At 35.2% G+C, this 23597-nt stretch carries 24 protein-coding genes; 18 read left to right on the top strand and 6 right to left on the bottom strand.

Annotation, left to right across the window (positions count from 1 at the left end; genetic code table 11):
* The first annotated feature begins 206 nt into the window (after nucleotides 1-206).
* Together LC095_RS12575 and LC095_RS12580 are read left to right on the top strand one after the other, a co-directional pair.
* A complete protein-coding gene (locus LC095_RS12575; protein ID WP_226528477.1) occupies nucleotides 207-827 on the top strand; it encodes a PRC-barrel domain-containing protein in 621 nt (206 codons plus the stop codon).
* A 141-nt stretch (nucleotides 828-968) separates the two neighbouring features.
* Nucleotides 969-1817, top strand: coding sequence for a YtnP family quorum-quenching lactonase (locus tag LC095_RS12580; RefSeq protein WP_226528478.1), 849 nt, complete (start codon nucleotides 969-971; stop codon nucleotides 1815-1817).
* 37 nt (nucleotides 1818-1854) lie between these two features.
* Here LC095_RS12580 and LC095_RS12585 read toward each other — a convergent pair whose 3' ends face one another.
* Nucleotides 1855-2166 carry a PepSY domain-containing protein gene (locus LC095_RS12585; RefSeq protein WP_226528479.1) on the bottom strand — a complete coding sequence of 104 codons (312 nt, stop codon included), beginning with the start codon at nucleotides 2164-2166 and terminating at the stop codon, nucleotides 1855-1857.
* Between the two features lie 278 nt (nucleotides 2167-2444).
* Here LC095_RS12585 and LC095_RS12590 point away from each other — a divergent pair, with 278 nt between their 5' ends.
* Nucleotides 2445-3518 (top strand): M42 family metallopeptidase, encoded by a 1074-nt coding sequence (locus LC095_RS12590; RefSeq protein WP_226528480.1) that lies wholly within the window; start codon nucleotides 2445-2447, stop codon nucleotides 3516-3518.
* A gap of 21 nt (nucleotides 3519-3539) precedes the next feature.
* The gene (locus tag LC095_RS12595) at nucleotides 3540-4055 is read left to right on the top strand and encodes a DUF84 family protein (RefSeq protein WP_226528481.1); all 516 of its coding nucleotides are present in this window, start codon (nucleotides 3540-3542) and stop codon (nucleotides 4053-4055) included.
* A gap of 51 nt (nucleotides 4056-4106) precedes the next feature.
* Here LC095_RS12595 and LC095_RS12600 read toward each other — a convergent pair whose 3' ends face one another.
* Both LC095_RS12600 and LC095_RS12605 read right to left on the bottom strand, forming a co-directional pair.
* Nucleotides 4107-5165 carry an alpha/beta fold hydrolase gene (locus tag LC095_RS12600; RefSeq protein WP_226528482.1) on the bottom strand — a complete coding sequence of 353 codons (1059 nt, stop codon included), beginning with the start codon at nucleotides 5163-5165 and terminating at the stop codon, nucleotides 4107-4109.
* 1 nt (nucleotide 5166) lies between these two features.
* Nucleotides 5167-5739, bottom strand: coding sequence for a hypothetical protein (locus tag LC095_RS12605; RefSeq protein WP_226528483.1), 573 nt, complete (start codon nucleotides 5737-5739; stop codon nucleotides 5167-5169).
* Between the two features lie 231 nt (nucleotides 5740-5970).
* Between LC095_RS12605 and LC095_RS12610 the strand changes: the two genes are divergently transcribed.
* From LC095_RS12610 to murC, 8 genes are all read left to right on the top strand, one after another.
* Nucleotides 5971-6207 carry a hypothetical protein gene (locus LC095_RS12610; RefSeq protein ID WP_226528484.1) on the top strand — a complete coding sequence of 79 codons (237 nt, stop codon included), beginning with the start codon at nucleotides 5971-5973 and terminating at the stop codon, nucleotides 6205-6207.
* A 101-nt stretch (nucleotides 6208-6308) separates the two neighbouring features.
* Nucleotides 6309-7175: a R2-like ligand-binding oxidase gene (locus LC095_RS12615; protein WP_226528485.1), complete on the top strand. Its 867-nt coding sequence runs from the start codon at nucleotides 6309-6311 to the stop codon at nucleotides 7173-7175.
* Between the two features lie 194 nt (nucleotides 7176-7369).
* Nucleotides 7370-7867, top strand: a complete 498-nt coding sequence (locus tag LC095_RS12620; protein ID WP_226528486.1) for a hypothetical protein — start codon at nucleotides 7370-7372, stop codon at nucleotides 7865-7867.
* Between the two features lie 152 nt (nucleotides 7868-8019).
* On the top strand, nucleotides 8020-8337 hold the full coding sequence (locus LC095_RS12625) for a thioredoxin family protein (protein WP_226528487.1): 318 nt from the start codon (nucleotides 8020-8022) through the stop codon (nucleotides 8335-8337).
* 35 nt (nucleotides 8338-8372) lie between these two features.
* Nucleotides 8373-9176, top strand: coding sequence for a DUF1444 domain-containing protein (locus LC095_RS12630; RefSeq protein ID WP_226528488.1), 804 nt, complete (start codon nucleotides 8373-8375; stop codon nucleotides 9174-9176).
* A gap of 300 nt (nucleotides 9177-9476) precedes the next feature.
* Nucleotides 9477-12014, top strand: a complete 2538-nt coding sequence (locus LC095_RS12635) for a DNA translocase FtsK (RefSeq protein ID WP_319005795.1) — start codon at nucleotides 9477-9479, stop codon at nucleotides 12012-12014.
* A gap of 41 nt (nucleotides 12015-12055) precedes the next feature.
* A complete protein-coding gene (locus LC095_RS12640; RefSeq protein WP_226528489.1) occupies nucleotides 12056-12712 on the top strand; it encodes a hypothetical protein in 657 nt (218 codons plus the stop codon).
* A gap of 184 nt (nucleotides 12713-12896) precedes the next feature.
* Entirely contained in the window at nucleotides 12897-14195 is a 1299-nt protein-coding gene (gene murC / locus LC095_RS12645) for a UDP-N-acetylmuramate--L-alanine ligase (RefSeq protein ID WP_226528490.1), read from the top strand.
* Nucleotides 14196-14250: 55 nt separating this feature from the next.
* Here the strand turns inward: murC and LC095_RS12650 are convergent, their stop codons facing one another.
* Complete coding sequence (locus tag LC095_RS12650; protein WP_226528491.1) at nucleotides 14251-14949, bottom strand: FHA domain-containing protein; 699 nt, start codon at nucleotides 14947-14949, stop codon at nucleotides 14251-14253.
* 126 nt (nucleotides 14950-15075) lie between these two features.
* Here LC095_RS12650 and LC095_RS12655 point away from each other — a divergent pair, with 126 nt between their 5' ends.
* Together LC095_RS12655 and LC095_RS12660 are read left to right on the top strand one after the other, a co-directional pair.
* Nucleotides 15076-16002 (top strand): ABC transporter ATP-binding protein, encoded by a 927-nt coding sequence (locus LC095_RS12655; RefSeq protein ID WP_226528492.1) that lies wholly within the window; start codon nucleotides 15076-15078, stop codon nucleotides 16000-16002.
* A gap of 2 nt (nucleotides 16003-16004) precedes the next feature.
* Nucleotides 16005-16769 carry an ABC transporter permease gene (locus LC095_RS12660; protein WP_226528493.1) on the top strand — a complete coding sequence of 255 codons (765 nt, stop codon included), beginning with the start codon at nucleotides 16005-16007 and terminating at the stop codon, nucleotides 16767-16769.
* Nucleotides 16770-16975: 206 nt separating this feature from the next.
* On the opposite strand, the gene LC095_RS12665 is transcribed toward LC095_RS12660, so the two are convergent.
* A complete protein-coding gene (locus LC095_RS12665) occupies nucleotides 16976-18091 on the bottom strand; it encodes an aminopeptidase (protein ID WP_226528494.1) in 1116 nt (371 codons plus the stop codon).
* Nucleotides 18092-18416: 325 nt separating this feature from the next.
* Here LC095_RS12665 and LC095_RS12670 point away from each other — a divergent pair, with 325 nt between their 5' ends.
* The 3 genes from LC095_RS12670 (at nucleotide 18417) to ytxJ (ending at nucleotide 19767) form a co-directional block, all read left to right on the top strand.
* Nucleotides 18417-18851 carry a DUF948 domain-containing protein gene (locus LC095_RS12670; RefSeq protein ID WP_026561354.1) on the top strand — a complete coding sequence of 145 codons (435 nt, stop codon included), beginning with the start codon at nucleotides 18417-18419 and terminating at the stop codon, nucleotides 18849-18851.
* 30 nt (nucleotides 18852-18881) lie between these two features.
* A complete protein-coding gene (locus LC095_RS12675; protein WP_226528495.1) occupies nucleotides 18882-19376 on the top strand; it encodes a YtxH domain-containing protein in 495 nt (164 codons plus the stop codon).
* A gap of 61 nt (nucleotides 19377-19437) precedes the next feature.
* Nucleotides 19438-19767 carry a bacillithiol system redox-active protein YtxJ gene (ytxJ, locus tag LC095_RS12680; protein ID WP_226528496.1) on the top strand — a complete coding sequence of 110 codons (330 nt, stop codon included), beginning with the start codon at nucleotides 19438-19440 and terminating at the stop codon, nucleotides 19765-19767.
* Between the two features lie 44 nt (nucleotides 19768-19811).
* Here the strand turns inward: ytxJ and pilM are convergent, their stop codons facing one another.
* The gene (gene pilM, locus LC095_RS12685) at nucleotides 19812-21956 is read right to left on the bottom strand and encodes a pilus assembly protein PilM (RefSeq protein ID WP_226528497.1); all 2145 of its coding nucleotides are present in this window, start codon (nucleotides 21954-21956) and stop codon (nucleotides 19812-19814) included.
* Nucleotides 21957-22233: 277 nt separating this feature from the next.
* Here pilM and LC095_RS12690 point away from each other — a divergent pair, with 277 nt between their 5' ends.
* A complete protein-coding gene (locus LC095_RS12690) occupies nucleotides 22234-23310 on the top strand; it encodes a bifunctional 3-deoxy-7-phosphoheptulonate synthase/chorismate mutase (protein WP_026561357.1) in 1077 nt (358 codons plus the stop codon).
* The last annotated feature ends 287 nt before the right edge of the window (nucleotides 23311-23597 follow it).

Here is a 23597-nt window from a genome sequence, read left to right on the forward strand (position 1 = left end):
AGATGATGAAAATACCACGAATAATTGTGGTATTTTTTTATTTCTTCAAACAAGCAATGCAGCTTCACAAATACCCTCGGTCCTACATATAAATAAATGAATTGCTGAGTTAATTGCCTATATAAGGTTCTTACTATTTAGAACTATCTATGTTTGCCCAAGGAGATTTTCCTTACTAAATTGTGATCTACAGGGGTGCTTGAAAAATGAAAAAAGCGAAAGAATTATTAAATCTTCCTATTATCAATAGTACGGGAGGAAGTCAGGTAGGCTTTGTTAAAGATCTGGTTATTGATCCAAATGAATTGTCTGTAGAATTTTTTATTGTTGGCCAGGGGGATTGGCAAGTGGGTGTGAATGCTCTTCGGTATGAGAATGTCATTGGTGTCGGAGAGTTTGCTGTCATTGTTGAAGGTGATCAACCTTTATTGGACTTAAGAGATATACCTTTATTATATAAAAAAGGTAACTTAAATGGAGCTCAAGTTGTGACAACAGGAGGAGACTTTGCAGGAAGGATCGTAGATTATTACTTCAATGAAGAAAATGGTCAATTAGAGAGCTTACTCATAAATTCATCTAACCAAGAATTGTTTTTCCCAATCGAAAACGTAATTTCCCTTGGTAGAGAGTTTATAATGGTTAATGGATCATTATCGGAAATGATTCCAAGAATGGAAGGCAATGAACAGCAGGGAGCTGCTTTACAAAGACGGGAAGGACAACAGAATATTAAGAAAGAGGCTCTAAAGGTCATGTTAAGCGAATTAATGAAAAAAGACCTTTCCAAAGAAATCAATAACCCTCAAAAAACGGAGGAAGAGTAAAGAAACGTTTTTTTACTTAACCATGTGACCAGGTCATCAGCGACTTTGGTCTTTTATTGTTTTGGGAGATATTGTATCGAGTATGTCAAGTTTTCTTTAAAAACTGTTCATATGGTAAAATTATATAGGGAGGGATTTGAAATGGAAACACTTCAAATAGGGAAGACAATCATTACATGGCTAAATGGCGGAGTAACCCATATGGATGGAGGAGCAATGTTCGGGGTAGTTCCAAAACCATTATGGTCGAAAAAATATGCTGTAAATGAAAAAAACCAAATCGAACTCCGAACAGATCCATTGCTTATCCAAAAAAACGGTCTGAATATATTACTGGAAACAGGAATAGGGTCCGGTAAACTGACGGAAAAGCAAATGAGAAACTATGGGGTAGAAGAAGAATCGTCTGTTGAAGAGTCCTTAAAAAAATTAGGATTAACAACTGAGGACATTCATTATGTATTAATGACTCACATGCATTTTGATCATGCCTGCGGATTAACGAAGTGGGAAAATGGCAGTTTAACATCTGTTTTTCCAAAAGCGAAAATTATGACGTCATCTATTGAGTGGGAAGAGATGCAACATCCGAATATAAGATCTGCAAATACATATTGGAAACAAAATTGGGAAGCTGTTAAAGATCAAGTAACAACATTTGATTCATCGATTTCAATACTGGACGGTTTGGAAATGCATCATACTGGTGGACATAGCGATGGACATAGCATCGTCATTCTACAGGATGGAGGAGAAATACTTATCCACATGGCTGATTTAATGCCGACACATGCCCATGAGAATCCATTATGGGTACTTGCCTACGATGATTATCCTATGACGTCCATCGAAAATAAGCAGAAGTGGATTGATTTTGGAAAACAACGCCAAGCGTGGTTTACATTCTATCATGATGCTGTTTATCGGGGCATAAAATGGGATGGGAAAGGTGAGATTGTCGATAAGCTTGATCGAATAAAGAATAAATGATAGGGGCATAAATCGATTAAATGCCCCAGTATTCTTATTAATGAATCCGATCAACATGCACGATTGTTCCTGTTTTTGTATCAACGAAAGCTTCATATTGCTCGAGATGATGATCTACTGACCTTGAAATACCGGCTTTGTAAACATCATAGGAAAGATGTTCATTAGAAAAAGTTTCAGGAACTGTATATATCCATGATCCATCGATAGGCCCTTTTTCTTTAAAAGCCTTTTTTACAATTTCAAGAGCTTTATCAGAAGATATATTGTGAGGCATTATTTGATCTTTCATAAAATAGGTTCCAACAATACCTATACCTAATCCCAATAAAAAGTACCTTGTCTTCATATTTTCAACACCCCTTTAGTTTTATGTATACATCACTAGTACAACGGGTATTCATATTCCTTCTTCTACTAGTATACAAAAACCTTAGGTGCATGTTAAGGAAGAATAAAAGAAGATAAACTATTATAATAATTGTTGGGATTTTTATATACATAACTACTTTTTGCTTTTTTTAGTTCTTTCAATTAACCAACACAACACTTTTTAAAAAGCAACAAAGTTTGTAAAAGTAGACATATTAATATAAAAAAGGCTATTTGGCTGAAAAGAGGGATTGTATGAACCAAGAAACATTAGAATTATTTAAAACATTAACAGAATTGCCCGGAGCACCTGGAAACGAGCACCAAGTAAGATCATTTATGAGAACGCAACTTGAACCAATATCAGATGAAATTGTTCAAGACAAATTAGGCAGTATTTTTGGTGTCAGACGTGGAAAAGAAAACGAACCTACGATCATGGTGGCCGGCCATATGGATGAAGTAGGCTTTATGGTTACGGCAATAACAGACAATGGTATGCTACGATTTCAACCACTTGGAGGTTGGTGGAGTCAAGTTCTTTTAGCTCAAAGAGTACAAATTATCACCGACAACGGTCCAATCATCGGAGTTGTTGGTTCGATTCCTCCTCATCTTCTAAGTGAAGGCCAACGAAATAAGCCGATGGACATAAAAAATATGTTGATCGATATTGGTGCTGATGACCGCGAAGATGCGAAAAAAATCGGAATTAAGCCGGGGCAGCAAATTGTACCTATTTGTCCGTTCACTCCTATGGCAAATCCTAAGAAAATCCTGGCAAAAGCATGGGATAACCGTTATGGATGCGGTTTAGCGATAGAGCTTCTTAAAGAATTAAAAGATGAGGATCTTCCTCACACGTTATATTCAGGAGCCACTGTACAGGAAGAAGTTGGCCTGCGAGGAGCACAAACAGCTGCAACGATGATTAATCCTGACTTGTTTTTTGCACTTGATGCAGGGCCGGCTAATGATATGAGTGGAGATAAAAAGGAATTCGGTCAGCTCGGAAAAGGTGCTGTTCTCCGCATTCTTGATCGCTCAATGGTCACTCATCGTGGAATGAGAGAATTTGTACTTGATATGGCAGAAACACATAACATTCCATATCAATACTTTGTGTCTCAAGGCGGAACAGATGCTGGTCGGGTCCATGTTTCAAACAGTGGAGTGCCATCAACAGTAATTGGAGTAAGCTCACGGTATATTCATACTTCAGGGTCAATTTTACATGTAGATGATTATGCGGCGGCAAAAGAACTTCTTATAAAGCTTGTTAAATCATGTGATACAACTACAGTTCAATCGATAAAACGGAATTCGTAATTTCATAAGGGAGATGCAACAGTGAAAATTGCAATAGGAACAAAAAACCCTACCAAAGTTAAAGCGGTGAATGATGCATTTGCTTCATTCATTGAAGCTGAATTTATCTCAACAAGTGTACCCTCCAATGTTTCGGCACAGCCGCTTACAGATTTGGAAACATTAACAGGTGCAATCAATCGGGCAAAGAATGCGTTGGAAGCTGAAAGAGCCGATCTTGGAGTTGGTTTAGAAGGCGGGCTCATAAAAACTGATTTTGGCTATTTCTTATGTAATTGGGGAGCCATTTATGTAAAAGATCAACAGCCTATTATTGCAGGTGGAGCAAGGATAGTAGTACCTGATGAAATAGGAGAGCTTGTTTTCACAGGTCGAGAATTAGGTGATGTGATGGATATATATGCAAAGAGAAAGAATGTTCGTCACAACGAAGGAGCTATTGGCATTTTTACAAATGGAATTGTGGATCGTACCACAATGTTTAAAGAGCTTTCCAATCTTTTGATTGGTCAGTATTTATATAAACAAAATGTGTAACGAAAACTAAAAAAATCCCTTCAGTTGTATGATCAACTGAGGGGATTTTGCTTATATTGGTTCAGAGCGTTGAGGCAACCAATTAGCCAAATAGGAAGGCAGATCTCTATCATTTGCTCTTGTTGTATGTCCACCATCTTCCAATAAAAATGTCTTATCCTTACTTGAAACAAAATCAATAACACGCATATTTTGTTCCTTTAAGACAAGACGATCATGTTCAGTGGAGATGACCAATAGATTTGCATGAATATTTTTCAATTCTGCTTTTTTTCCATGAATGATTAACCCGCCATCAATTAATTTGTTTTTCTTCCCTAATTCATTCATTAACTCTTTCATAGCTGCACCTGAAAAAGGAATATGCCCATCTGTCCATGTTTTTAATCTTTTCCATTTTTCAACATAGTTCTCATCATAAGCTTTATTTAATAACGAAAGATATGGGCTAAAATATATCGGATTTGTCACCATTCTCATTCCAGCTTTCATGGAATCACCGGAAATTAAACCAACAGCATCTAAAAGTCTATTAATATTTAGTTTATCCTCTTTACTTGCCTGAGCTAGTTTATCAAAAAAAGGAACGACCTCAAAGTCGATCGGAGAAACATTTAAAATGAGGTTTCGGATGGGCTCCTCAGCAATCGTTGCATACATTGTAGCTAATGTACCGCCAAGACAATATCCTATAATGGTTAATTCATCTGCTTTAGAATGTCGAAGTGCTCTTTTTACTCCTTTTTGGATGTAATCTACAACATAGTCACTTGCAGATATATCTTTGTCTTCATATCCGGGAATCCCAAAGTCCATTAAATAGACTTCAAATCCATTTCGTGTGAAATTTTCGATGACACTATTTCCAGGTGCCATATCTAAAATAAACGGCTGATTAACAAGAGAGTATACGAGAAAAAGAGGAACATTATATTTTTTTTCTCCAGGAGCGTAATACCATAAAGTAGCTTTGTTTTTTTTCCAAATCGCTTCCTTGGGAGTAGCACCAATCTTTGGCGTTGGGCGGTTCCAAGCGTTTAAAAAACCCTTCCATCTTTTTAATTCTGTTTCAAGGTCATACTTTGGGTCGGAATTATGCTGTTTATTCATATTAATTCCCCCATTTATTAGCCTGTTTTTCTTGAAGTCGATTCAATAGCTTTTTGTTTATTTCCTTTAAATCCACTTGACCAGGCGGCTTCATTAGTTCTCTTTGTAATTCCTCTTTTAGTGTATTCGTATTTGATAAAGCTCCTTGTTTGTTTGATGCTAATCTTTCCTTATAAGTTATCACTCTATTTTTAATGGTCGTTTCTAACCCTTCTAGTGGAGTAGGGATGTCTTTAACATCCTTTAAGATCATCATTTTAAGTTCTTTTACTAAACTCAAAACCTCATGTAGCTCCTCCTCAACGTTATCCAGCTTATCTTCGGATTGAACAATTAATTTTCCTAACCGTCCTACATCCCTTTTGGTAGGGAAATTTAATTGTGAAGACAGTTGCTCAACATAGTCATGTATGGCTTCAATTAAGTGTGCAAGTACATGACCAGCTGTATTGGCAGTAAGAGCTACTTCTTCTTTATTCAATTGATCTTGAATATATTTATTCACTTTTCCCTCTAGTTGGAAACCCAGCTTTTTTAAGAGTGAAAACAATTCTGGTTTTTCACTGTTTGACATATCCTGTTTAATCCTCCAATCTAACGTTCTCCGTATTCGTTTTATAAAAACTTTTATACTCTATTTTAGATAGTAATGATATAAAAGGTGCATAAAATAATGAGTTTGCCTTAGCCTGATTTAAAAATAAATAACTAATTTAATGAAAAATAGTTTTGTAACCGTAACCTGAAAGTAGAGTTGCGAATAAACTATCTCGTTTACTTAAATATGCAGAGGAGGGATAAAGTTATGACTGAACAACAATTTCTGGATTTGCTAGACGATCATGATGCTCATCGAAACATACAACCATATTATGAAAAATTGATGTCTTCACAGGTATTGAGGTCTATGGATGTAGAACTAGTTGATGCGTTTTTATCGCATTTTGAATTAAGTGAGGATATGACCTTTGAAGAGTTTATGGGTTTGTACAAAATATTTGAAGCAGTCTATGAAAAAGATAAATTTCCTATTATCTATTAACCAACTTATTAATTCTTAACATGTTTCTTTTAAAACAAGAGCGGTTGTCTATACACAATTGTATATCCCTCATACCATAGTGTAAAAGGAGGGTATTATCTATGAGAAAGAAACTCATTACAACGAGTACACGAGGAATAAGGGAAAAGGCCTTCCCGTATCAGTTATATCAAAAAGCAAAAAAATTCGGAGCATGGAATCCTCAAGACATAGATTTTACGCAAGACAAAGAGGATTGGAAAAACCTTTCTACGAGGCATCGCGATTGGATTATAAAACTACTTGCTCAGTTTCAAGGCGGAGAAGAGGCCGTAACACACGATTTACTACCACTTCTTAAAATTGCTTCTATTGAAGGGAGAATCGAGGAGGAATTGTTTCTAACAACATTTCTCTATGATGAAGCAAAGCATACAGAACTTTTTAGAAAAGTTTTAGATGAGTTGGGTGAAAGAGAAGATTTAACACACCTGCATTCAAAAACATATCGAAAGTTTTTTTATGAAATCCTCCCTGATACAATGGAACAACTGTGGAATCATCCTACTCCGGAAGCACTTGCTGATGCAGCTACTGTATACAATATGTTTTCAGAAGGAGTATTAGCGGAAACGGGGTATAAAGTTTTCTCGGATGGATTAAACAAAATGGGGATCATGCCCGGATTAGTAAAAGGTATTGAATATTTAAAAAAAGACGAATCAAGACATATAGCGTATGGAACGTATTTGCTTCAACGATTAATTAGTGAGCATCCTCAGCTCTTTGATCGGGTAATCAAAAAAATGGAAGAATTGGCCCCTCTGGCTCTAGCTTTAAATGAGGAAGGGATGGCCTTTGAAGAGGATGAAAAAGGAAAAACAGCTACAAAAGAACTAATGAATTTCTCTAAGAAACAATTAATGACGCGAATTGAAATTCTATCAAGAGCTAAAACAAAAAGTATCGATGAATTATATCCGTATTAAGGTAGAAAGACTAGGAGATGTTCCTAGTCTTTTATGTTGTATGTATTTCTCCTACTAAGTAAACAATATAGACCGTAAAAACTTGTCAAATAGAAAAAAATAAAGGTAGAATTAGATAGGTCCTTTTTCCCTATCGTGGATGAAGGGTAAATCCTGAGGAGATTAAGATGTCTTTTCATTAGAGGAGGATTTAGATGAGGATATTTTCTTACTTTTTAAGTGGAATTGTCTTATTTATTCTAACAGGCTGTATGCCATCAAGTGAAGAAATAAAGAAAGAAACGATAGAAAGTGCAGAACAAGCTTTTTCAAGTAAGAAACAAAAGTCAAATGAAACATCAGACCTTTTTTCATTCTATCTTCCAGAAGATTTTCAAGTGAAAGAAACGAAAAAAGCTAATGTTCTGCTTGAAAAGGGGAACCAAAGCTTTATTCTCTTTGTTAATCAAAATGAAGACGAAAGCAGTAAGGTTTCCTATGAAACACTAGCGGAACAATATAAAGAACCTTTCCTATCTGAAACATTTGAAAGAGATAATGAGTTTGGATATATATTTGTAGTCAAGATTGATAAAAACTTGTATGAAGTAACAGTTGGTTTAGGTGGAACAAAGCTTACGACAGAATCGGAAGCACATAATCTCCACGATGATGTACAAGTAATGATGGAAATTGTGAAATCTGTTCAATAGGAAAAAATCCCCGTGGACACCACGGGAGTTTTTGTTTGTTAGGATCGAAAAACACATTTTTGCAAGGTGGCTAAGTGGAATCAAAAGAGGATATCATATAAACTAGAATATGTAACAAAAGTAAGGCTGTATGAATAAAGGAGGACATAACAATGAAACAGTTACAATCCATTGATGAATATAAAAAGATCACACAAGAAGAAAAGGTTATTCTGATGTTTTCTGCTGATTGGTGCCCGGACTGTCGAGTAATCGAACCTATTCTGCCAGAAATAGAGCAGGAAAATAGCGAATTTACTTTTTATTATGTAGATCGTGACGAGTACATTGATTTATGTGCAGATCTGAATGTTTTTGGAATTCCAAGCTTTGTCGCATTTCATGAAGGAAAAGAAGTAGGTCGTTTTGTTAATAAAGAACGTAAATCAAAAGAACAAATCCAGGAGTTTATTGATAGTATTTCAATATAAAGAGATGTGAAAGTGTTTAGAAAGGAGGGGCAGAGATGAAAATGACATCAAGAAAATTAGTCGAAATACTAAAAAACCAACTTTCTAATCAAGGCTTGAAGTTTCATTTTGATCGAGAAAAAGACACACTGCGAATAGAAGACGATGAAACAAAAAAAGGTGTTACGTTGTCAATGCCCGGCATTATAGCCAAATGGGAGACAAAAAACCAAAATGCGATCGATGAGGTTGTTTATTATGTTGAGGAAGCTCTATATGCAATGAAAAATCAGCAGGAGCTATCAGGTAAGGAAAAATCAATTTTTCCGGTTATCCGCTCAACTTCCTTCCCAACTGAAAGCAATGAAGGCATTTCATTAGTGTATACAGACCACACAGCTGAGACACGAATCTATTACGCTCTTGACCTGGGTAATACGTATAGGCTGATTGATGAAAAAATGATGCAAAGGGAAAATTGGAATATGGAGCAAATCAAAGAAATTGCATCATTTAATATAAGGTCATTAAAGACAAGTGTGAAAGAAGATCATGTCGCAGGAAATGTTTTTTATTTCTTTAATGCCAATGATGGTTACGATGCAAGCCGTATATTAAATGAAAGTCTTCTCCATTCATATAAAGAAAGAATGGTTGGAAAAATGGCGGTTGCTGTTCCACACCAGGATGTCCTCATTATTGTTGACATACAAAACGATACAGGATATGACATTTTAGCTCAATTAACGATGAGTTTTTTCGCAAGCGGAAGAGTTCCTATTACGGCTTTGTCATTCTTATATGAAAACAATGAGTTGGAGCCAATCTTCATTTTAGGGAAAAACAAGCCCAAGCATTGATTTAATTAGTTTGAAGGTAACCATTAATAGAGGGCTTTATTGACACCCATAAAAAAACAATTGAATCGTAACATGTACATATAATTGAAAAAGGAGGCGCCGAGCAATAAGAAACAATTGCATTGGTACCTCTTTTTTTATTATCAGAAATGGAGAAACATAATTTTCTTTTACACTTATATCTACAAATTCAGACATTTATTGATACAATAGAAGAGATATTTTTTAGTTCTAACTAAAATAAATGGCTCCTTGATTATGAGATGAGCCATATTTTGATTATATTGAAAGAGTGATAATATGAGTTGGTTTAAAAAAATGATTTCACTATTGTTCGGAGATGAAGAAGAAACAGAGACAAATACTATCGAGCATCAGCCAAAAACCCAACAAGAGCATCAAGCAGTAATGAATGTTCTTAGAGATCCAAAAACAACTGATGGGGAAGACCGTCAGCAGATGAAAGCGGAGGCAAGAGTTTCCTATCAATATCCAAAAGGGAATTTTCGATTTCCTATTATTCCTGATGAAAGACATATAAAAAGAGTTGAACGCCCAAGAAGAAAAGATAATCAAGAAAACAATCAAAGGAAGCAACGTGAGAAAAAAACACAAGAATATAAGAGCTTCGATCGATACAAACAGGCACAGGAATCTGCAGTTGAAAAGAAAGAAACAACATACGCAAATAAAAGGCCGTTTCATCCAACAGCTATTCCATCACCGGTTTATGGGTTTCAGCCTAGAGATGAGAGGATAAAGAATCGGCCAATTCACCTCGAAAACAATAGGAATAATCCAGAACAAAAGCTTACAGGTGAAACAAAAGAATTCGTAGAAGAAAAGATCACTTCAATAGAACTTGAAGAATCATATGAAGCAAATCATGTAGTGGAACATGTACATAAAGATGACGAGCAGCCTGCTCATCTTCCGGATGATCAACTTACCGCAGTTGATGAAGATGAGGATACATCATTAACTTTTGAGATTGATAGTAAAGAAATAAACACTGAAATTCAACTCGAGGAAGAAGAACTTGTAGATGAAGCTCTAACGATTGTAAAAACGGAGTATCAAAAACAAATACATGATGATCAAGTAAATTTAAAAGAAAAAACTAAACATGAAGAACAGGCTGAGTACAGATATAAAGAAAATGAAGCTATCATTGAACTAGAAGAATCTCTACAAGAAGGTGAACAGCATGACGAGAACATACATGCTGAAAACACGATAATTGTAGAGCAATCTCCATCCACTGAGGAAGAGCAGACAGTAAGCATGGAACAAGAGAAACTAGATAATACAAGCCATAGTCATAGTGAAAACACACCTAGACGTAAGTCAGCTCCATTTAATGTGATGATGTTAGGGAGAGATAAGCAGAAATTAAGAGAGAAAAGCCAGGAACATGGCTATCAATTTCCATCACTTAACTACTTAAATGTAGCGGATAGAGAAGTAATCGAAGATCATACTTGGCTGGAATCTCAAAAAGATCTTTTGAATGTCACATTAAAAAACTTTAATGTGAGAGCCAGTGTTGTAAATGTTACACAAGGACCTTCTGTAACACGATTTGAAGTACATCCTGAGCCCGGAGTAAAGGTAAACAAGATAACAAATTTGAGTGATGATATTAAATTAAGCTTGTCTGCTAAAGACATAAGAATTGAGGCGCCAATCCCGGGGAAAAATACAATAGGCATTGAGGTCCCTAATAAAGTAAGTAAGATGGTTTACTTACGAGAAATCTTAAGAAGTACTGAGTTTCGTTCAAATCCTTCGCCAATGACTGCAGTATTAGGTTTAGATATTGCGGGACAACCGGCTGTTACAGATTTAAAGAAGATGCCACATGGTTTGATAGCAGGGGCAACAGGGTCCGGGAAAAGTGTGTGTATCAATACGATTCTTATTAGCTTGTTATATAAGGCTTCACCACATGAAGTGAAATTAATGCTAATTGATCCAAAAATGGTTGAATTAGCACCTTATAATGAAATCCCTCATCTTGTAAGTCCGGTGATTACAGATGTAAAAGCTGCAACAGCTGCATTAAAATGGGCTGTTGAGGAAATGGAAAGACGCTATGAATTATTTGCACACTCTGGTACCAGGGAAATCACAAGATATAATCAGCTCGTCAAAGAGCACAAACAAGGTGAGCATTTACCATATTTAGTCATTATCATAGATGAGTTAGCTGATTTAATGATGGTTGCTCCAAATGATGTTGAGGAAGCGATTTGTCGGATTGCTCAAAAAGCACGGGCATGTGGTATTCATCTTATCGTTGCAACTCAAAGACCATCTGTTGATGTTATTACAGGATTAATTAAAGCAAATATTCCAACAAGAATTGCCTTTTCTGTATCATCACAGGTTGATTCAAGAACAATCATTGATGTGAATGGAGCAGAGAAATTATTAGGAAAAGGTGATATGCTGTTTTTGGAAAATGGTTCATCAAAAGCGGTTAGACTTCAAGGCACCTTTGTATCAGATGAAGAAATTGAGCGAGTTGTAAAACATGTGAAGCTTCAATCAAAGCCTGATTATTTATTCCATCAAGATGAACTGGTAAAAAAAGCGACCATTCAATCAGAAGAGGATGAGTTATTTCTTGAGGCCTGCGAGTTTGTCGTAAATCAGGGTGGTGCATCAACATCCAGTCTGCAAAGAAGATTTAGAATTGGATACAATCGTGCCGCCAGATTAATCGATATGATGGAAGAACAAGGAATTATCTCCGAAAATCGAGGAAGCAAGCCAAGAGATGTGTTAATCTCTGAAGAAGAGTTAGATGCAATCAACGAAACCCACGTGCTATAAAAAATATGATAAGATACGATTAAAAAGGTAAGGTTTTTTGTATGGATAATATTATTTATCTACAAGCTCTTCGTGAAGAAAAAGAAAATCAACTTACAGCTTTTATATGTGACCATTTAAAGGCGGTCCATACACATGTTGACCGCCATGTGAACATAAGGGAAAAAGTAAAAGCAAAACATATTTTAACCAAAAAGCTTTGGAATGAGAAATCAGCGGTTTTAACTTTATCTCAAGAGCTATTATTTAAAGACTGGTTTACGTTTGATTATTTAACGATAAAAGGCTTGACCAACTATCAAACTTATATTAAATACGGGAACCGAATGAAGCATCCACTGGATTCTGTCGTACATGCTTTATTTATGGCTAGTGTACTTGAACCATTTAAAGTAATAAAATATGATAAACTACATATACATGCAAAGAAATTACTAACGAATGAAGTCTGTACAATAAAGCTGGATGAAGGAATTCCTGATTTACATGAGTATGAATGGATTTTTTTACGCTCAATTCCTGTATTTGATGATTTATTTTTAATAAGTGATATGTTTATTCAACATGATAATAAGATGATGGATGAATTACATAATCACTTCGAAAAAAGTACTGATAGTTGGCGTACATTTTTAAAGAAATATTCCATAAAATATAGTTGGAATTGTACGAAGGTGAAATTGAGTTCAAAAGAGTAATTCGATTTTTCATAGTCATTACGGATGGCTAATGGTATAATATAATTTTGTAGGCTGATTACATATTAGGATAAAAACAAGAATTGTTTGTATTTCTAAGAGACGTTTACTATACAACGGGTTGCAAATCAAGATAAGCGTCATATACTGTCAATCAGATAGACGTTTGTTGGAGGTTCTAATTATGACTGTTTATCATTTTGTTGGAATTAAAGGGACTGGAATGAGTGCCCTTGCACAGATTTTACATGATATGAATTATGAAGTTCAGGGCTCTGATATAGAGAAAAAAGTATTTACACAGAAAGCACTTGAAGCACGAAATATTAAAATTTTACCCTTCTCAAAAGAAAACATTAGAGAAGGATTAACGATTATTGCAGGAAATGCGTATCCGGATACACATGAAGAAATTGTTGAAGCAAAAACACAAGGCTTACCAGTCATTCGATATCATCGCTTTTTGGGAGAATTTCTTCAAAAATATATTAGTGTGGGTATTACGGGTGTACATGGAAAAACGTCGACAACCGGATTGCTTTCACATGTAATTAAAGGCGCTGAACCTACCTCGTTTTTAATAGGTGATGGTACAGGTAGTGGAGTTCCTGAAAGCAAGTATTTTATTTTCGAAGCATGTGAATATCGCAGACATTTCTTATCCTACCAGCCGGATTATGCGATCATGACAAATATCGATTTTGATCATCCTGATTATTTTACAAGCATTGAAGATGTTTTCAGTGCATTTCAGGAAATGGCTCTTCAGGTGAAGAAGGGGATCATCGCGTGTGGTGATGACGAACAGCTGCAGCAAATTCAGGCAAAGGTACCAGTTGTTTATTATGGATTTAATGAAGATAATGATTTTCAAGCTAGAAACATCGTGAAATCAACCGATGGTACAGCATTTGATGTATTTGTTCGTAATACATTTTATGCATCTTTCAATATTACCTCTTACGGAGATCATAGTGTATTAAATGCATTATCAGTTATTGCGCTATGTCACTATGAAGGAGTTGATGTTGAAATTATTCAACAAAGACTTCAAACGTTTGAAGGGGTAAAAAGACGCTTTAATGAAAAACGAATAGGAAACCAAATTTTAATTGATGATTATGCGCATCATCCAACCGAAATTAACGCAACGATTGATGCTGCAAAACAAAAATATCCTGATCGTGATATTGTCGCTGTTTTCCAGCCGCATACATTTACAAGAACACAATCCTTTTTAGATGAGTTTGCGGATAGCTTGCAAAGAGCAGACTACGTCTACCTATGTGATATTTTCGGTTCTGCACGTGAAAATGTTGGAAAGTTATCAATTGATAATTTGCTTGAAAAAATAGAAAATTCAAGTCTTATTAAGGAAGATGGTACTGCTGTTCTTAAAGCACATGAACATGCCGTATTGGTTTTCATGGGTGCTGGTGATATTCAAAAATATCAAGAAGCATATGAAAACGTCTTAGCATAAAATATATAAAAACAGCTGACATTTATGTCAGCTGTTTTTATATACAGAATTTCTTTTACCTGCTAACAGATGGTATCCTATCCTCTTTCATGGTTAGTGTGTAACCTCTGCCCCTGATCGTGTTGATTTTTATTGAATTCGGTATTTTTTTTCTAAGCCTATAAATAAGTGCATTCACTTCTTCATTCCCTACTAAGTATTCGTTACTACCCGTTATTTGTCTTTCCGGCCACACATATTCAATAATTTCTTCTCTCGATATAAACGTTTTTCTTTGTAAAAGAATATCTATGAACTTGAATTCCTTCTCAGTTAGGGAAATAGTGTCATGTTGAATGTGCAATGTTTGCTTAAGAAAGTCAAGTTTAGGCTCAGTTTTCGCGAGATTGTCTATGTTTAGGATTGATAGCTCAGAGGTTTGCTCAAAATCTCTAAGTGAAAATGATAAAACAACTAAATTTTTAGCAAATGAGATTTTATCGTTAGTTTTGAGTTGAACGGGTTTAAAAGGGTTTAATTTTTTATCATTAAGGTAAGTGCCATGTTTGCTAGCCAAATCCTTAATATAAATATTGTTCGACTGAAGGAAAATGGTAAAATGCTTCCTGGAAACAAAAATATTATTAAAAGATATATCAGGTGTCAAAGTACTCGATTTCCTGCCAAAGGTTGTTTCTGGTTTATGTAAGGAAATAATATCGCCTGATTCAAAATATGGTGCTTGTTGAACAACAAGATAAGAATAGATGTCCATTTTTTTTAATTACTCCTATTTATTAGATTCCTATCATTCACTTATTATCCTATAACTATTGTCTATCGGCAATTGAATCTTTACTATAAAAATGTGGAAGAAGCAATTTAGGAAGCAGGTGTTATTATGCAAGAGCAAGATATACTATTAAAAGTATCAAATGTATCGAAGAAAATAGGAAAAACATCGATAATAAATGATGTTAGCTTTGAATTGTGTAAAGGTGAAATCCTCGGTTTATTGGGGCCAAATGGTTCTGGTAAGACAACAATCCTAAAAATGCTGGTTGGACTATTAAAACCAACGAAAGGATCTATTACAATTCACGAGTTTGATCTGCAGAAAGACTTTGAAAGAGCTATTTCCAATGTTGGAGCAATTATCGAGAACCCGATCATGTATGATTTTCTTTCAGGTTATGAGAACCTTGTCCAGTTATTTAGAATGACAGACCAATTTTCCTACGAGAGAATAGATGAAATGATAGAGTTATTAAGAATGGACAAGTACATAAATGACAAGGTCCATACTTATTCATTAGGAATGAGGCAAAGATTAGGCTTGGCACAGGCTTTACTCCACCGTCCTTCAATCCTTCTGTTAGATGAGCCAACAAATGGATTAGATACTGAAGGAATGAAAAGTCTAAGAGATACCCTGAGAAGACTCGCAGACAAAGAAGGCGTATCAATCATAATATCAAGTCATATTCTTTCTGAAATTGAACTTATTTGCGACAGCGTGCTTGTGATGAATGATGGAAGATGTATTGAGCGTTCACAATTAAGAGATTGGCAAAACAATCAAATTGAAAAACAAACCTTTCAATTCAGAATATTAAATGTAGATTCTCTTAAAACATACTTAGTAGATGAATATAGAGGAAAAGATATTGTTTTTCATTCGAATGGATTTTCAATTGAGGTAGAACTTGAAGAAGTGGCAAGATTAAATAAACTGTTAGTAGGTTGGGGATTTGATATAGTAGGCATCGAGAGAATAGATAACCCATTAGAGCAGATATTTCTACAGAAGTTAGGAAGGGGGGAATAGCCATGAATATCCTTTACCAGCTAATCCGTAATGAAAATCAAAAGTTATATAAGCGTATGAGGATGTGGATCTTCCTTGGGGTGATCATGGTTGCAAATATTCTGATAGGTCTCTTTTTCCATTTTCTATTTAAGGATACCGAATTTTCTTTTTGGGATTATGTTCAAGTGAGTTCTTATGTACTGCTTGTTATACAATTAATAAGTATTATCATAGCGGGGGACATTGTTTCTAGTGAGTTTGAAAGAGGTACGATTAAATTTTTGTTAATCAGACCTGTTAAACGTGTAAATATATTAGTTTCCAAATATATAACTGTTCAAGCCAATGTATTTTTACTTGGAATGTTTCAATTATTTTTATCCATTATAATTGGCCTCATCTTTTATGCCGATACACTTTTTGTACTTGATCAAAGAGTACTTGTTGGATTAGGCAGTTACTTATTTCAGTTGATAGAAATTGGAATCATCACCTCAATAGCTTTTGGTTTGTCAGCCATAACGAGAAATAGTGTCATTTCAATTGCACTGCCTATTTTCATGGTTTTTACTTCTAGTGCACTAATGACACTATTTCAACATTATCATGTTGATGCAGCAAAGTACTTATTGTTCGCTAACACAAATTTAATGCCTTACTTTTTTGGAGAACCAATGTTTGAGGGAATGACCTTACTTTTTTCAATTGTCATTATTATGATTCATATGATGTTATTCTTTCTACTTGCTGGTTATTTATTTACAAAGAAAGATGTGCATGTTTAATACGTAAAAGACGGTAGAAGGAGCACTACCGTCTTTTCTAGACAGGTAAGAATGTATGAAATTTTATACATAGTGTAGGTGTCTAGCTCAAGCGCCTAGCCCCTCTAGGGTATAGTCAATTTGGAATTGAAGGCAAAGAGCGCCTTCTATTCCAAATTGACTTATTTGCCCTAGGCTGATCAAGGCACTTGCGCTTTTCTTAAATCTTATTTTAAATTTTCCGGATTAAGAGGCTCTAGTTCAGGAATGATAAAACGTCCATCTTTTCGTATAAGAACATCATCAAAATAAATCTCCCCACCGCCATATTCCGGGCGCTGAATCATGACCATATCCCAGTGGATATTGGAATTATTTTCATTATAAGCATCATCATAAGCTTGACCAGGGGTGAAGTGGAAGCTGCCATCAATCTTCTCATCAAACAAAATATCCTGCATTGGATGCTGGATGAATGGATTTACTCCTATTGCAAATTCACCTATATACCTTGCACCTTCATCTGTATCAAAGATTTTATTGATTCTTTCTGTATTGTTTGCAGTTGCTTCTACAATTTTTCCATCTTTAAAAGTAAGTTGTACATTTTCAAATGTAAAGCCATTATATGGCGATGGAGTATTATATGAAATTTTTCCATTAACTGAATCACGAACAGGTGCTGTATAAACTTCTCCATCCGGAATATTCATTTGTCCGGAGCATTTAATTGCCGGAATGTCTTTAATTGAAAATGTTAAATCTGTGTCATTTCCAGTTAAACGCACTTTGTCTGTTTTATTCATAAGCTCAACTAAAGCATCCATTGCTTTGTCCATTTTGCTGTAGTCAAGATTACATACATTAAAATAAAAGTCTTCAAATTGTTCAGTACTCATTTTGGCTAATTGAGCCATAGAAGAAGTTGGGTATCTTAACACAACCCATCTTGTTTTAGGTACACGTATGTCCCGATGAACCTTTTGGCCGATTGTTTGACCTTGCAACTTCATTTTATCATCTGGGATATCGGCAAATTCATTAATGTTTTGACCAGATCTTAAACCTATGTACGCATCCATTTTACTCATTACTTCAGCTTCGAAGTCAGCCATCATTTCATATTGTTCCTGGGTTCCGCCCATCATGAGGGCACGGTCTACCTGATGATCTTTTAAGGATACAAATGGATATCCTCCAGCCTTATAGGCTTCCTTTACAAGAGCAACGACTAACTCTCTTTGCAGGCCGAAATTCTCGATCAGAACCTTTTCACCTTTTTGTAATTTTATCGAATAATTAATTAAGTTTTTTGCTAAAGTTTCGATACGTGAATCTTTCATGTAAATCCTCCTTTATTATTTCTACTTACCCTTTTATTGTACCCGATTCTCATGAAACAATGGTAAGAGCTTTATTACGCTTAATAAATTTTAAAAGCATCTTTAAATAAAACTAGTTAGGTTGATTGTAGCGAAAAGCGAGCATCCTGGAGCTACAATTAACCAGTCCAAACACTCTTATAAGCATGCAAAGTTAGCGATAACAGTCTAAGATTAAAATCAATGTCTAAAAAGAAGGAGATTTTAGCTATTATGTAAAATTTATGTTTATAATAGAAAAGATAGGGTATGGAATATAACAAGGAAAATATGGGAGGTGTATGATTTGATTATCATTTTATACTTAAGTGTAGCATTAATAGCCATTGCATTTACAATATTAGTGGTATATGTGTCGAAAACATTAAAAGCATTACAAGCTACGCTCACAAATGTTGCAGGAACTTTATCAGGTCTTGAGAATCAAATGGCAGGAATAACGACCGAAACAACAGAATTATTACATAAAACAAATGCACTTGCTGAAGATATTCAACACAAGTCAGAAAAGTTGAATAATGTTGTCGAATCAGTAAAAGATGTAGGGGATACCATTCAACAACTTAATGTAACTGTTAAGAAGGTAACAACTACAGCGTCAACAAATCTTGAGCAAAATCAAGATAAAATTAATCAAGTTGTTCAATGGAGTAATGCTGCGATGGAAATATGGGCAAAATGGAAACAGAAGAGTGAAAAAAAACAACAATTGAATGGTTAGATGTTCAAAAAATTTGAGGAGGTTGAGATCATGGCTAAAAATAGCAATGGCAAAGACTTTATTATCGGTTCACTAATCGGAGGACTTGTTGGTGCAGCAACTGCATTGTTTCTGGCTCCTAAATCCGGAAAAGAAATGAGAAGCAATTTAGGTCAACAAGCATCAGTAATGAAGGAACGCACAGGCAAAATGACCAATGATGCGTTCGAAAAAGGTTCAGAATTTGCAGCAGTTGCAAAAGATAAAACATCCTCTCTTACACAAGTAGTAACAGGACAGTCTTCACAAATTATGGACAAAGTCCGTTCGATTACAAATTCATCGAACTCAAGTGAACAATCAGATGTTGTAGAAAAAGAGATAACAAATGCTTTAGAACAGTTAACTGAAGAATCAACTGAAGTAAAGAATCAAGATAAAACTGAAACACCTTCAGCATCTGAAGCACAAACAGAACATAACCATGTTCAAGAAGATTCCCCTAAAGAAGAGGATACTGAAAGTACGGTAAAATCTAATAGTTAAGATTGAACATGAACATTACTTAGATAAAAATGAATAATTGACTAGGTGTAGAGGTGATAGAATGAGTAACCAGGTAATTGAGTCAATTGAACAATTTGAAGGACTATTACAAAAACATCATGAATTTTTATTTGTTAAGAATAGTTTAACATGTCCTATAAGCCAAGCAGCATTTGATGAATACCAGGAATTTACTGAAATTCATAAAGATTATCCCAGCTATCATTTACATGTACAAGAAGCTCGTGAACTCTCCAATTATATTGCGGAAACATATGGTGTAAAACATGAATCTCCACAAGCATTAGTTTTTCGGGGAAATGAAGTTGTTTGGAATGCTTCACACTGGAAGATTACATATGATGCTTTAAAACAGGAAATTGTAGGGTGAAAGAAAAGAGGACTATGCCTTGTTATGGCATAATCCTCTTTTCTTTATATCCATTGAATCTCAAGTTCATCTCCAGGATTCAATGGTTCTTGAAAAGATACTTCCCGGCTGTTTTTTAATAACTTAAATTGATTGTTGCTTGAATGAGGTATGTCAATCTCAACTGCTGTAAAAAGGTCTTGAAAAATAAAGGGTTCTACCTTTCTTTTTTTCGTTTCTAGTAATTCTCCATTATATAAAACATCACTATCGGTTAGCTTTATTCCTTCTCGATAAAATTCCTGTAGTGTTTTTTCTAGTACAATGGATTGACCATTAAAAATAATCGGCATTGTTTGAAATTGTTGGATGTTGGCTTCTAAGATAAATTCTTTCAATAGTGGCTCTTTCAAAGGTTTTAGAACGAGAATATCGCCATCTTCAAGTTTTGAATCTCTTGAGGCTTCTAATCCGTTTTTAAAGAGTTTTCCTGAACATGATGGAACTGGCAAAACATTATCGTCTATCATTATTGAAAACGGTTTTATGTTGTCTAATTCATGTTTTAAACCAATGGAATATAGACCTTCTTCAACAGTTGCCGGGATTGAACACAATAAATGGTCACGATCAGACAAAAGGACATGTTGGCTAGCTATCTTGTTGTTAAGCAAAATAGAAGCTGTTAATGTATAGGCCTGGCCATTCACATGAAATGATTTTGAAGGAATATCATCTAAAATAGAGCTGATTGGAACTACAGGAGCATCTCCATCTTTTCCTTTTTCTACTGTAATTATGTCACCGTGTGTAACCGGATCCTCAATGGAACAGATCATGCCGTTTCTCTTTATAATTGGTGCTGTGCCAAGCCCACCAGGTATGGTAATCGCTTTATTGTTTACAGTCAGCATTAAGGCCATTCCGGGTTTTCCATAAAGTTTTGTTAATTGGATGCCAGAAGACAATAAACTATCAGCTACTGTTAAAGATTTCATATGGAATAGCCGAACAGTACGCTCATTAACGGTTACACGTATATATTGAATCGGATTTTGTTTGGATGAAACGGCAATTCCAATCGGAGTGACTAATTCCGGTCCTTTTTGAACATGTTCTTCTAGCTTAAGTTGAGGTATAGCATCAATTCCTCTGATCGCCACCCTATTTTCAGGTAACTCTAGTAATGCTGCCAACCTTTTTGGAAGTTCCGGAGTTAGACTGCCTCCTCCTACAAGCATAATCGCTTTAGGAGATCCGCCATTATTCAAACGGATAATCTCATCCCTGATTGATGCAGCAAGCTTATCAATTGCAGGAGAGATTTTTTTCAAAATATCTTCTTTTGATAGTACAGTTTCGAATCCTAAAATATCTGTAACTGTTATATTATCCTCAGATTCCAGTTTTCGCTTAGCTTCTTCAGCTTTTGGGAAATCAAGTAAAAATTCGTCTGATACAGATTCTGTAATTTCATCACCTGCTATAGGAACCATTCCATATGAAATGATCGTTCCCATATCAGTAATTGCTATATCAGAAGTTCCTGCTCCAATATCAACAAGAGCAACATTTAATCTCCTCATTGACGTGGGAATTAAAACATTAATGGCGGCAATTGGTTCTAATGTTAAAGCTTCCATTTCAAGTTCGGCGCGATTAAGTGCAGCCAGCAAAGATTCAACCACAACTTTTGGAAGAAAGGTGGCGATAATCTCCACCGATACTACCTCACCTTGTTGATCAATTAAACTACCAATCTCTTCACCATCAAGATCATAATGCAGAACAGAATATCCTACACAATCATAATGATGGGCACGCTCTTTTTCATGTTTTTTGGCAAGTTGTTGCTGAGCGATCTGTACAGCCATGAGTTCCAGATGAAGAATATCTTCTTTTTGAATCATAGGTTTGCCGGTTATTCCAAGAGAAGCAGTTGCTCTTTCTGTTTTTAATGCACGACCTGCTGCAGCAACACATACTTTATGAAGAGGTCCGTGTTTTTTTTCAAGTTCTTTTTTTACAGAAGAGATGACATTTGCGACAGACAAAACATCATGAATTTGTCCGTCTAACATAGATCGTTTTGTGTGTTCCTTTACTACAGTATCAACAATAAGATAAGAATTGTTTTCTTCTTTTAAGATTAAGCCGACCACAGATCTAGTTCCTATATCAAGTGCAAATGTTAGGTCATTAGGGGTCATGTTTGTACACCTTCTTTAAGCAGATGATCATCATCATTTACAAATAAATGATAATACAATTTTTTCATTGTGTTCACTCGCTTTATCGCATAAAAGCTTAAAAGCGTTTAAATGTTAAAGTTTTTAATGACAATCACAATTATATGGTTTATAATTACAACTAATTAAAGAAAATGTACCACACTTTTATTGAATGATAAAGAAATCTTACCCTAGTTTCCATACTAGTAAAAGAGTCGAATTTCTAATCAATTTTAAATGCGAAAGGATGAGAGAGATGAGTAATGCAGAATTAGAAGCATTAAGAGCGAGAGCTGAGGAAATTAACTTACAAATCTTAAAGTTAATTAACGAGAGAGGTAGAGTTGTTCAAGAGATTGGTAAAGCTAAAGAAGCACAAGGTGTCAATCGTTATGATCCTGTTCGCGAACGAAAGATGTTAAATAGTATTAAAGAATATAACGATGGACCATTTTTAGACTCAACCTTACAACATATTTTCAAAGAAATCTTTAAGGCTGGTTTAGAGCTTCAAGAAGATGATCATAGTAAAGCATTGCTAGTTTCACGTAAGAAAAAGCCGGAAGATACAGTTATTGAAGTGAATGGTGTTAGGATTGGGGATGGAAGCCAATCATTTATTATAGGTCCTTGTGCTGTTGAGAGCTATGAGCAGGTAGCCGCAGTTGCAGAACAAGCCGTTAAACAAGGGATTAAAATCATGCGTGGAGGTGCCTTCAAACCGCGTACCAGTCCATATGACTTCCAAGGCTTAGGTGTAGAAGGCCTTAAGATACTAAGAAAAGTAGGAGACGAATACGGTTTAGCTATTATTAGTGAAATTGTAAACCCAGCAGATATTGAATTAGCATTAGATTATGTTGATATCATTCAAATTGGTGCACGTAACATGCAAAACTTCGAATTGCTAAAAGCAGCGGGTGCTGTTCGTAAACCTGTTCTTTTAAAACGAGGTCTTGCAGCTACAATTGATGAATTCGTTAACGCAGCAGAATATATCATTTCACAAGGAAATGATCAAATCATTCTATGTGAGCGTGGAATCCGTACGTATGAGCGTGCAACTAGAAATACGTTGGATATTTCAGCAGTTCCTATTTTAAAACAAGAAACACACTTACCGGTATTTGTTGATGTTACCCATTCAACAGGTCGAAGGGATCTATTAGTTCCGACGGCAAAAGCAGCACTAGCAATTGGAGCTGATGGTGTAATGGCCGAAGTACACCCGGACCCGGCTGTCGCTCTATCTGACTCTGCACAACAAATGGACTTCGACCAATTCGATCAATTCATGACTGAATTAAAGCCTTTAGTTAAAGTGAATGTATAAGAATTTAGAAAAAGATTTTTGATTGGTATTAAAAAGTTACTTTGAACAAAGAGGTTGACTTAAGATAGGAATTCCGCTTCTTCTTAGAGGAACAATTCCTATTACATAAAGTCACCCTCTTTTTTTGTTTTTTATTCATAAAAATGAAAAAGTTAGGCAAAATGATAATAAGTAAAACCTCAAAAACCGAATAAAAGCGTGAAAATCGAACAAATATGTGAAAACAGCTTAAAAATCGAAGGAAATAGATTGCGGACGTTTTCAGAGTATCGTATGATAAGAAACAT

The organism is Metabacillus niabensis, from assembly GCF_020524345.1.
GTDB classification, from domain to species: Bacteria; Bacillota; Bacilli; order Bacillales; family Bacillaceae; genus Metabacillus; species Metabacillus niabensis_B.

Coding starts and splice junctions, on each gene's coding strand:
- LC095_RS12575 (WP_226528477.1), top strand. CDS start 207: ATGAAAAAAGCGAAAGAATTATTAAATCTTCCTATTATCAATAGTACG.
- LC095_RS12580 (WP_226528478.1), top strand. CDS start 969: ATGGAAACACTTCAAATAGGGAAGACAATCATTACATGGCTAAATGGC.
- LC095_RS12585 (WP_226528479.1), bottom strand. CDS start 2,166: ATGAAGACAAGGTACTTTTTATTGGGATTAGGTATAGGTATTGTTGGA.
- LC095_RS12590 (WP_226528480.1), top strand. CDS start 2,445: ATGAACCAAGAAACATTAGAATTATTTAAAACATTAACAGAATTGCCC.
- LC095_RS12600 (WP_226528482.1), bottom strand. CDS start 5,165: ATGAATAAACAGCATAATTCCGACCCAAAGTATGACCTTGAAACAGAA.
- LC095_RS12605 (WP_226528483.1), bottom strand. CDS start 5,739: ATGTCAAACAGTGAAAAACCAGAATTGTTTTCACTCTTAAAAAAGCTG.
- LC095_RS12610 (WP_226528484.1), top strand. CDS start 5,971: ATGACTGAACAACAATTTCTGGATTTGCTAGACGATCATGATGCTCAT.
- LC095_RS12615 (WP_226528485.1), top strand. CDS start 6,309: ATGAGAAAGAAACTCATTACAACGAGTACACGAGGAATAAGGGAAAAG.
- LC095_RS12620 (WP_226528486.1), top strand. CDS start 7,370: ATGAGGATATTTTCTTACTTTTTAAGTGGAATTGTCTTATTTATTCTA.
- LC095_RS12625 (WP_226528487.1), top strand. CDS start 8,020: ATGAAACAGTTACAATCCATTGATGAATATAAAAAGATCACACAAGAA.
- LC095_RS12630 (WP_226528488.1), top strand. CDS start 8,373: ATGAAAATGACATCAAGAAAATTAGTCGAAATACTAAAAAACCAACTT.
- LC095_RS12635 (WP_319005795.1), top strand. CDS start 9,477: ATGAGTTGGTTTAAAAAAATGATTTCACTATTGTTCGGAGATGAAGAA.
- LC095_RS12640 (WP_226528489.1), top strand. CDS start 12,056: ATGGATAATATTATTTATCTACAAGCTCTTCGTGAAGAAAAAGAAAAT.
- murC (WP_226528490.1), top strand. CDS start 12,897: ATGACTGTTTATCATTTTGTTGGAATTAAAGGGACTGGAATGAGTGCC.
- LC095_RS12650 (WP_226528491.1), bottom strand. CDS start 14,949: ATGGACATCTATTCTTATCTTGTTGTTCAACAAGCACCATATTTTGAA.
- LC095_RS12655 (WP_226528492.1), top strand. CDS start 15,076: ATGCAAGAGCAAGATATACTATTAAAAGTATCAAATGTATCGAAGAAA.
- LC095_RS12660 (WP_226528493.1), top strand. CDS start 16,005: ATGAATATCCTTTACCAGCTAATCCGTAATGAAAATCAAAAGTTATAT.
- LC095_RS12665 (WP_226528494.1), bottom strand. CDS start 18,091: ATGAAAGATTCACGTATCGAAACTTTAGCAAAAAACTTAATTAATTAT.
- LC095_RS12675 (WP_226528495.1), top strand. CDS start 18,882: ATGGCTAAAAATAGCAATGGCAAAGACTTTATTATCGGTTCACTAATC.
- ytxJ (WP_226528496.1), top strand. CDS start 19,438: ATGAGTAACCAGGTAATTGAGTCAATTGAACAATTTGAAGGACTATTA.
- pilM (WP_226528497.1), bottom strand. CDS start 21,956: ATGACCCCTAATGACCTAACATTTGCACTTGATATAGGAACTAGATCT.
- LC095_RS12690 (WP_026561357.1), top strand. CDS start 22,234: ATGAGTAATGCAGAATTAGAAGCATTAAGAGCGAGAGCTGAGGAAATT.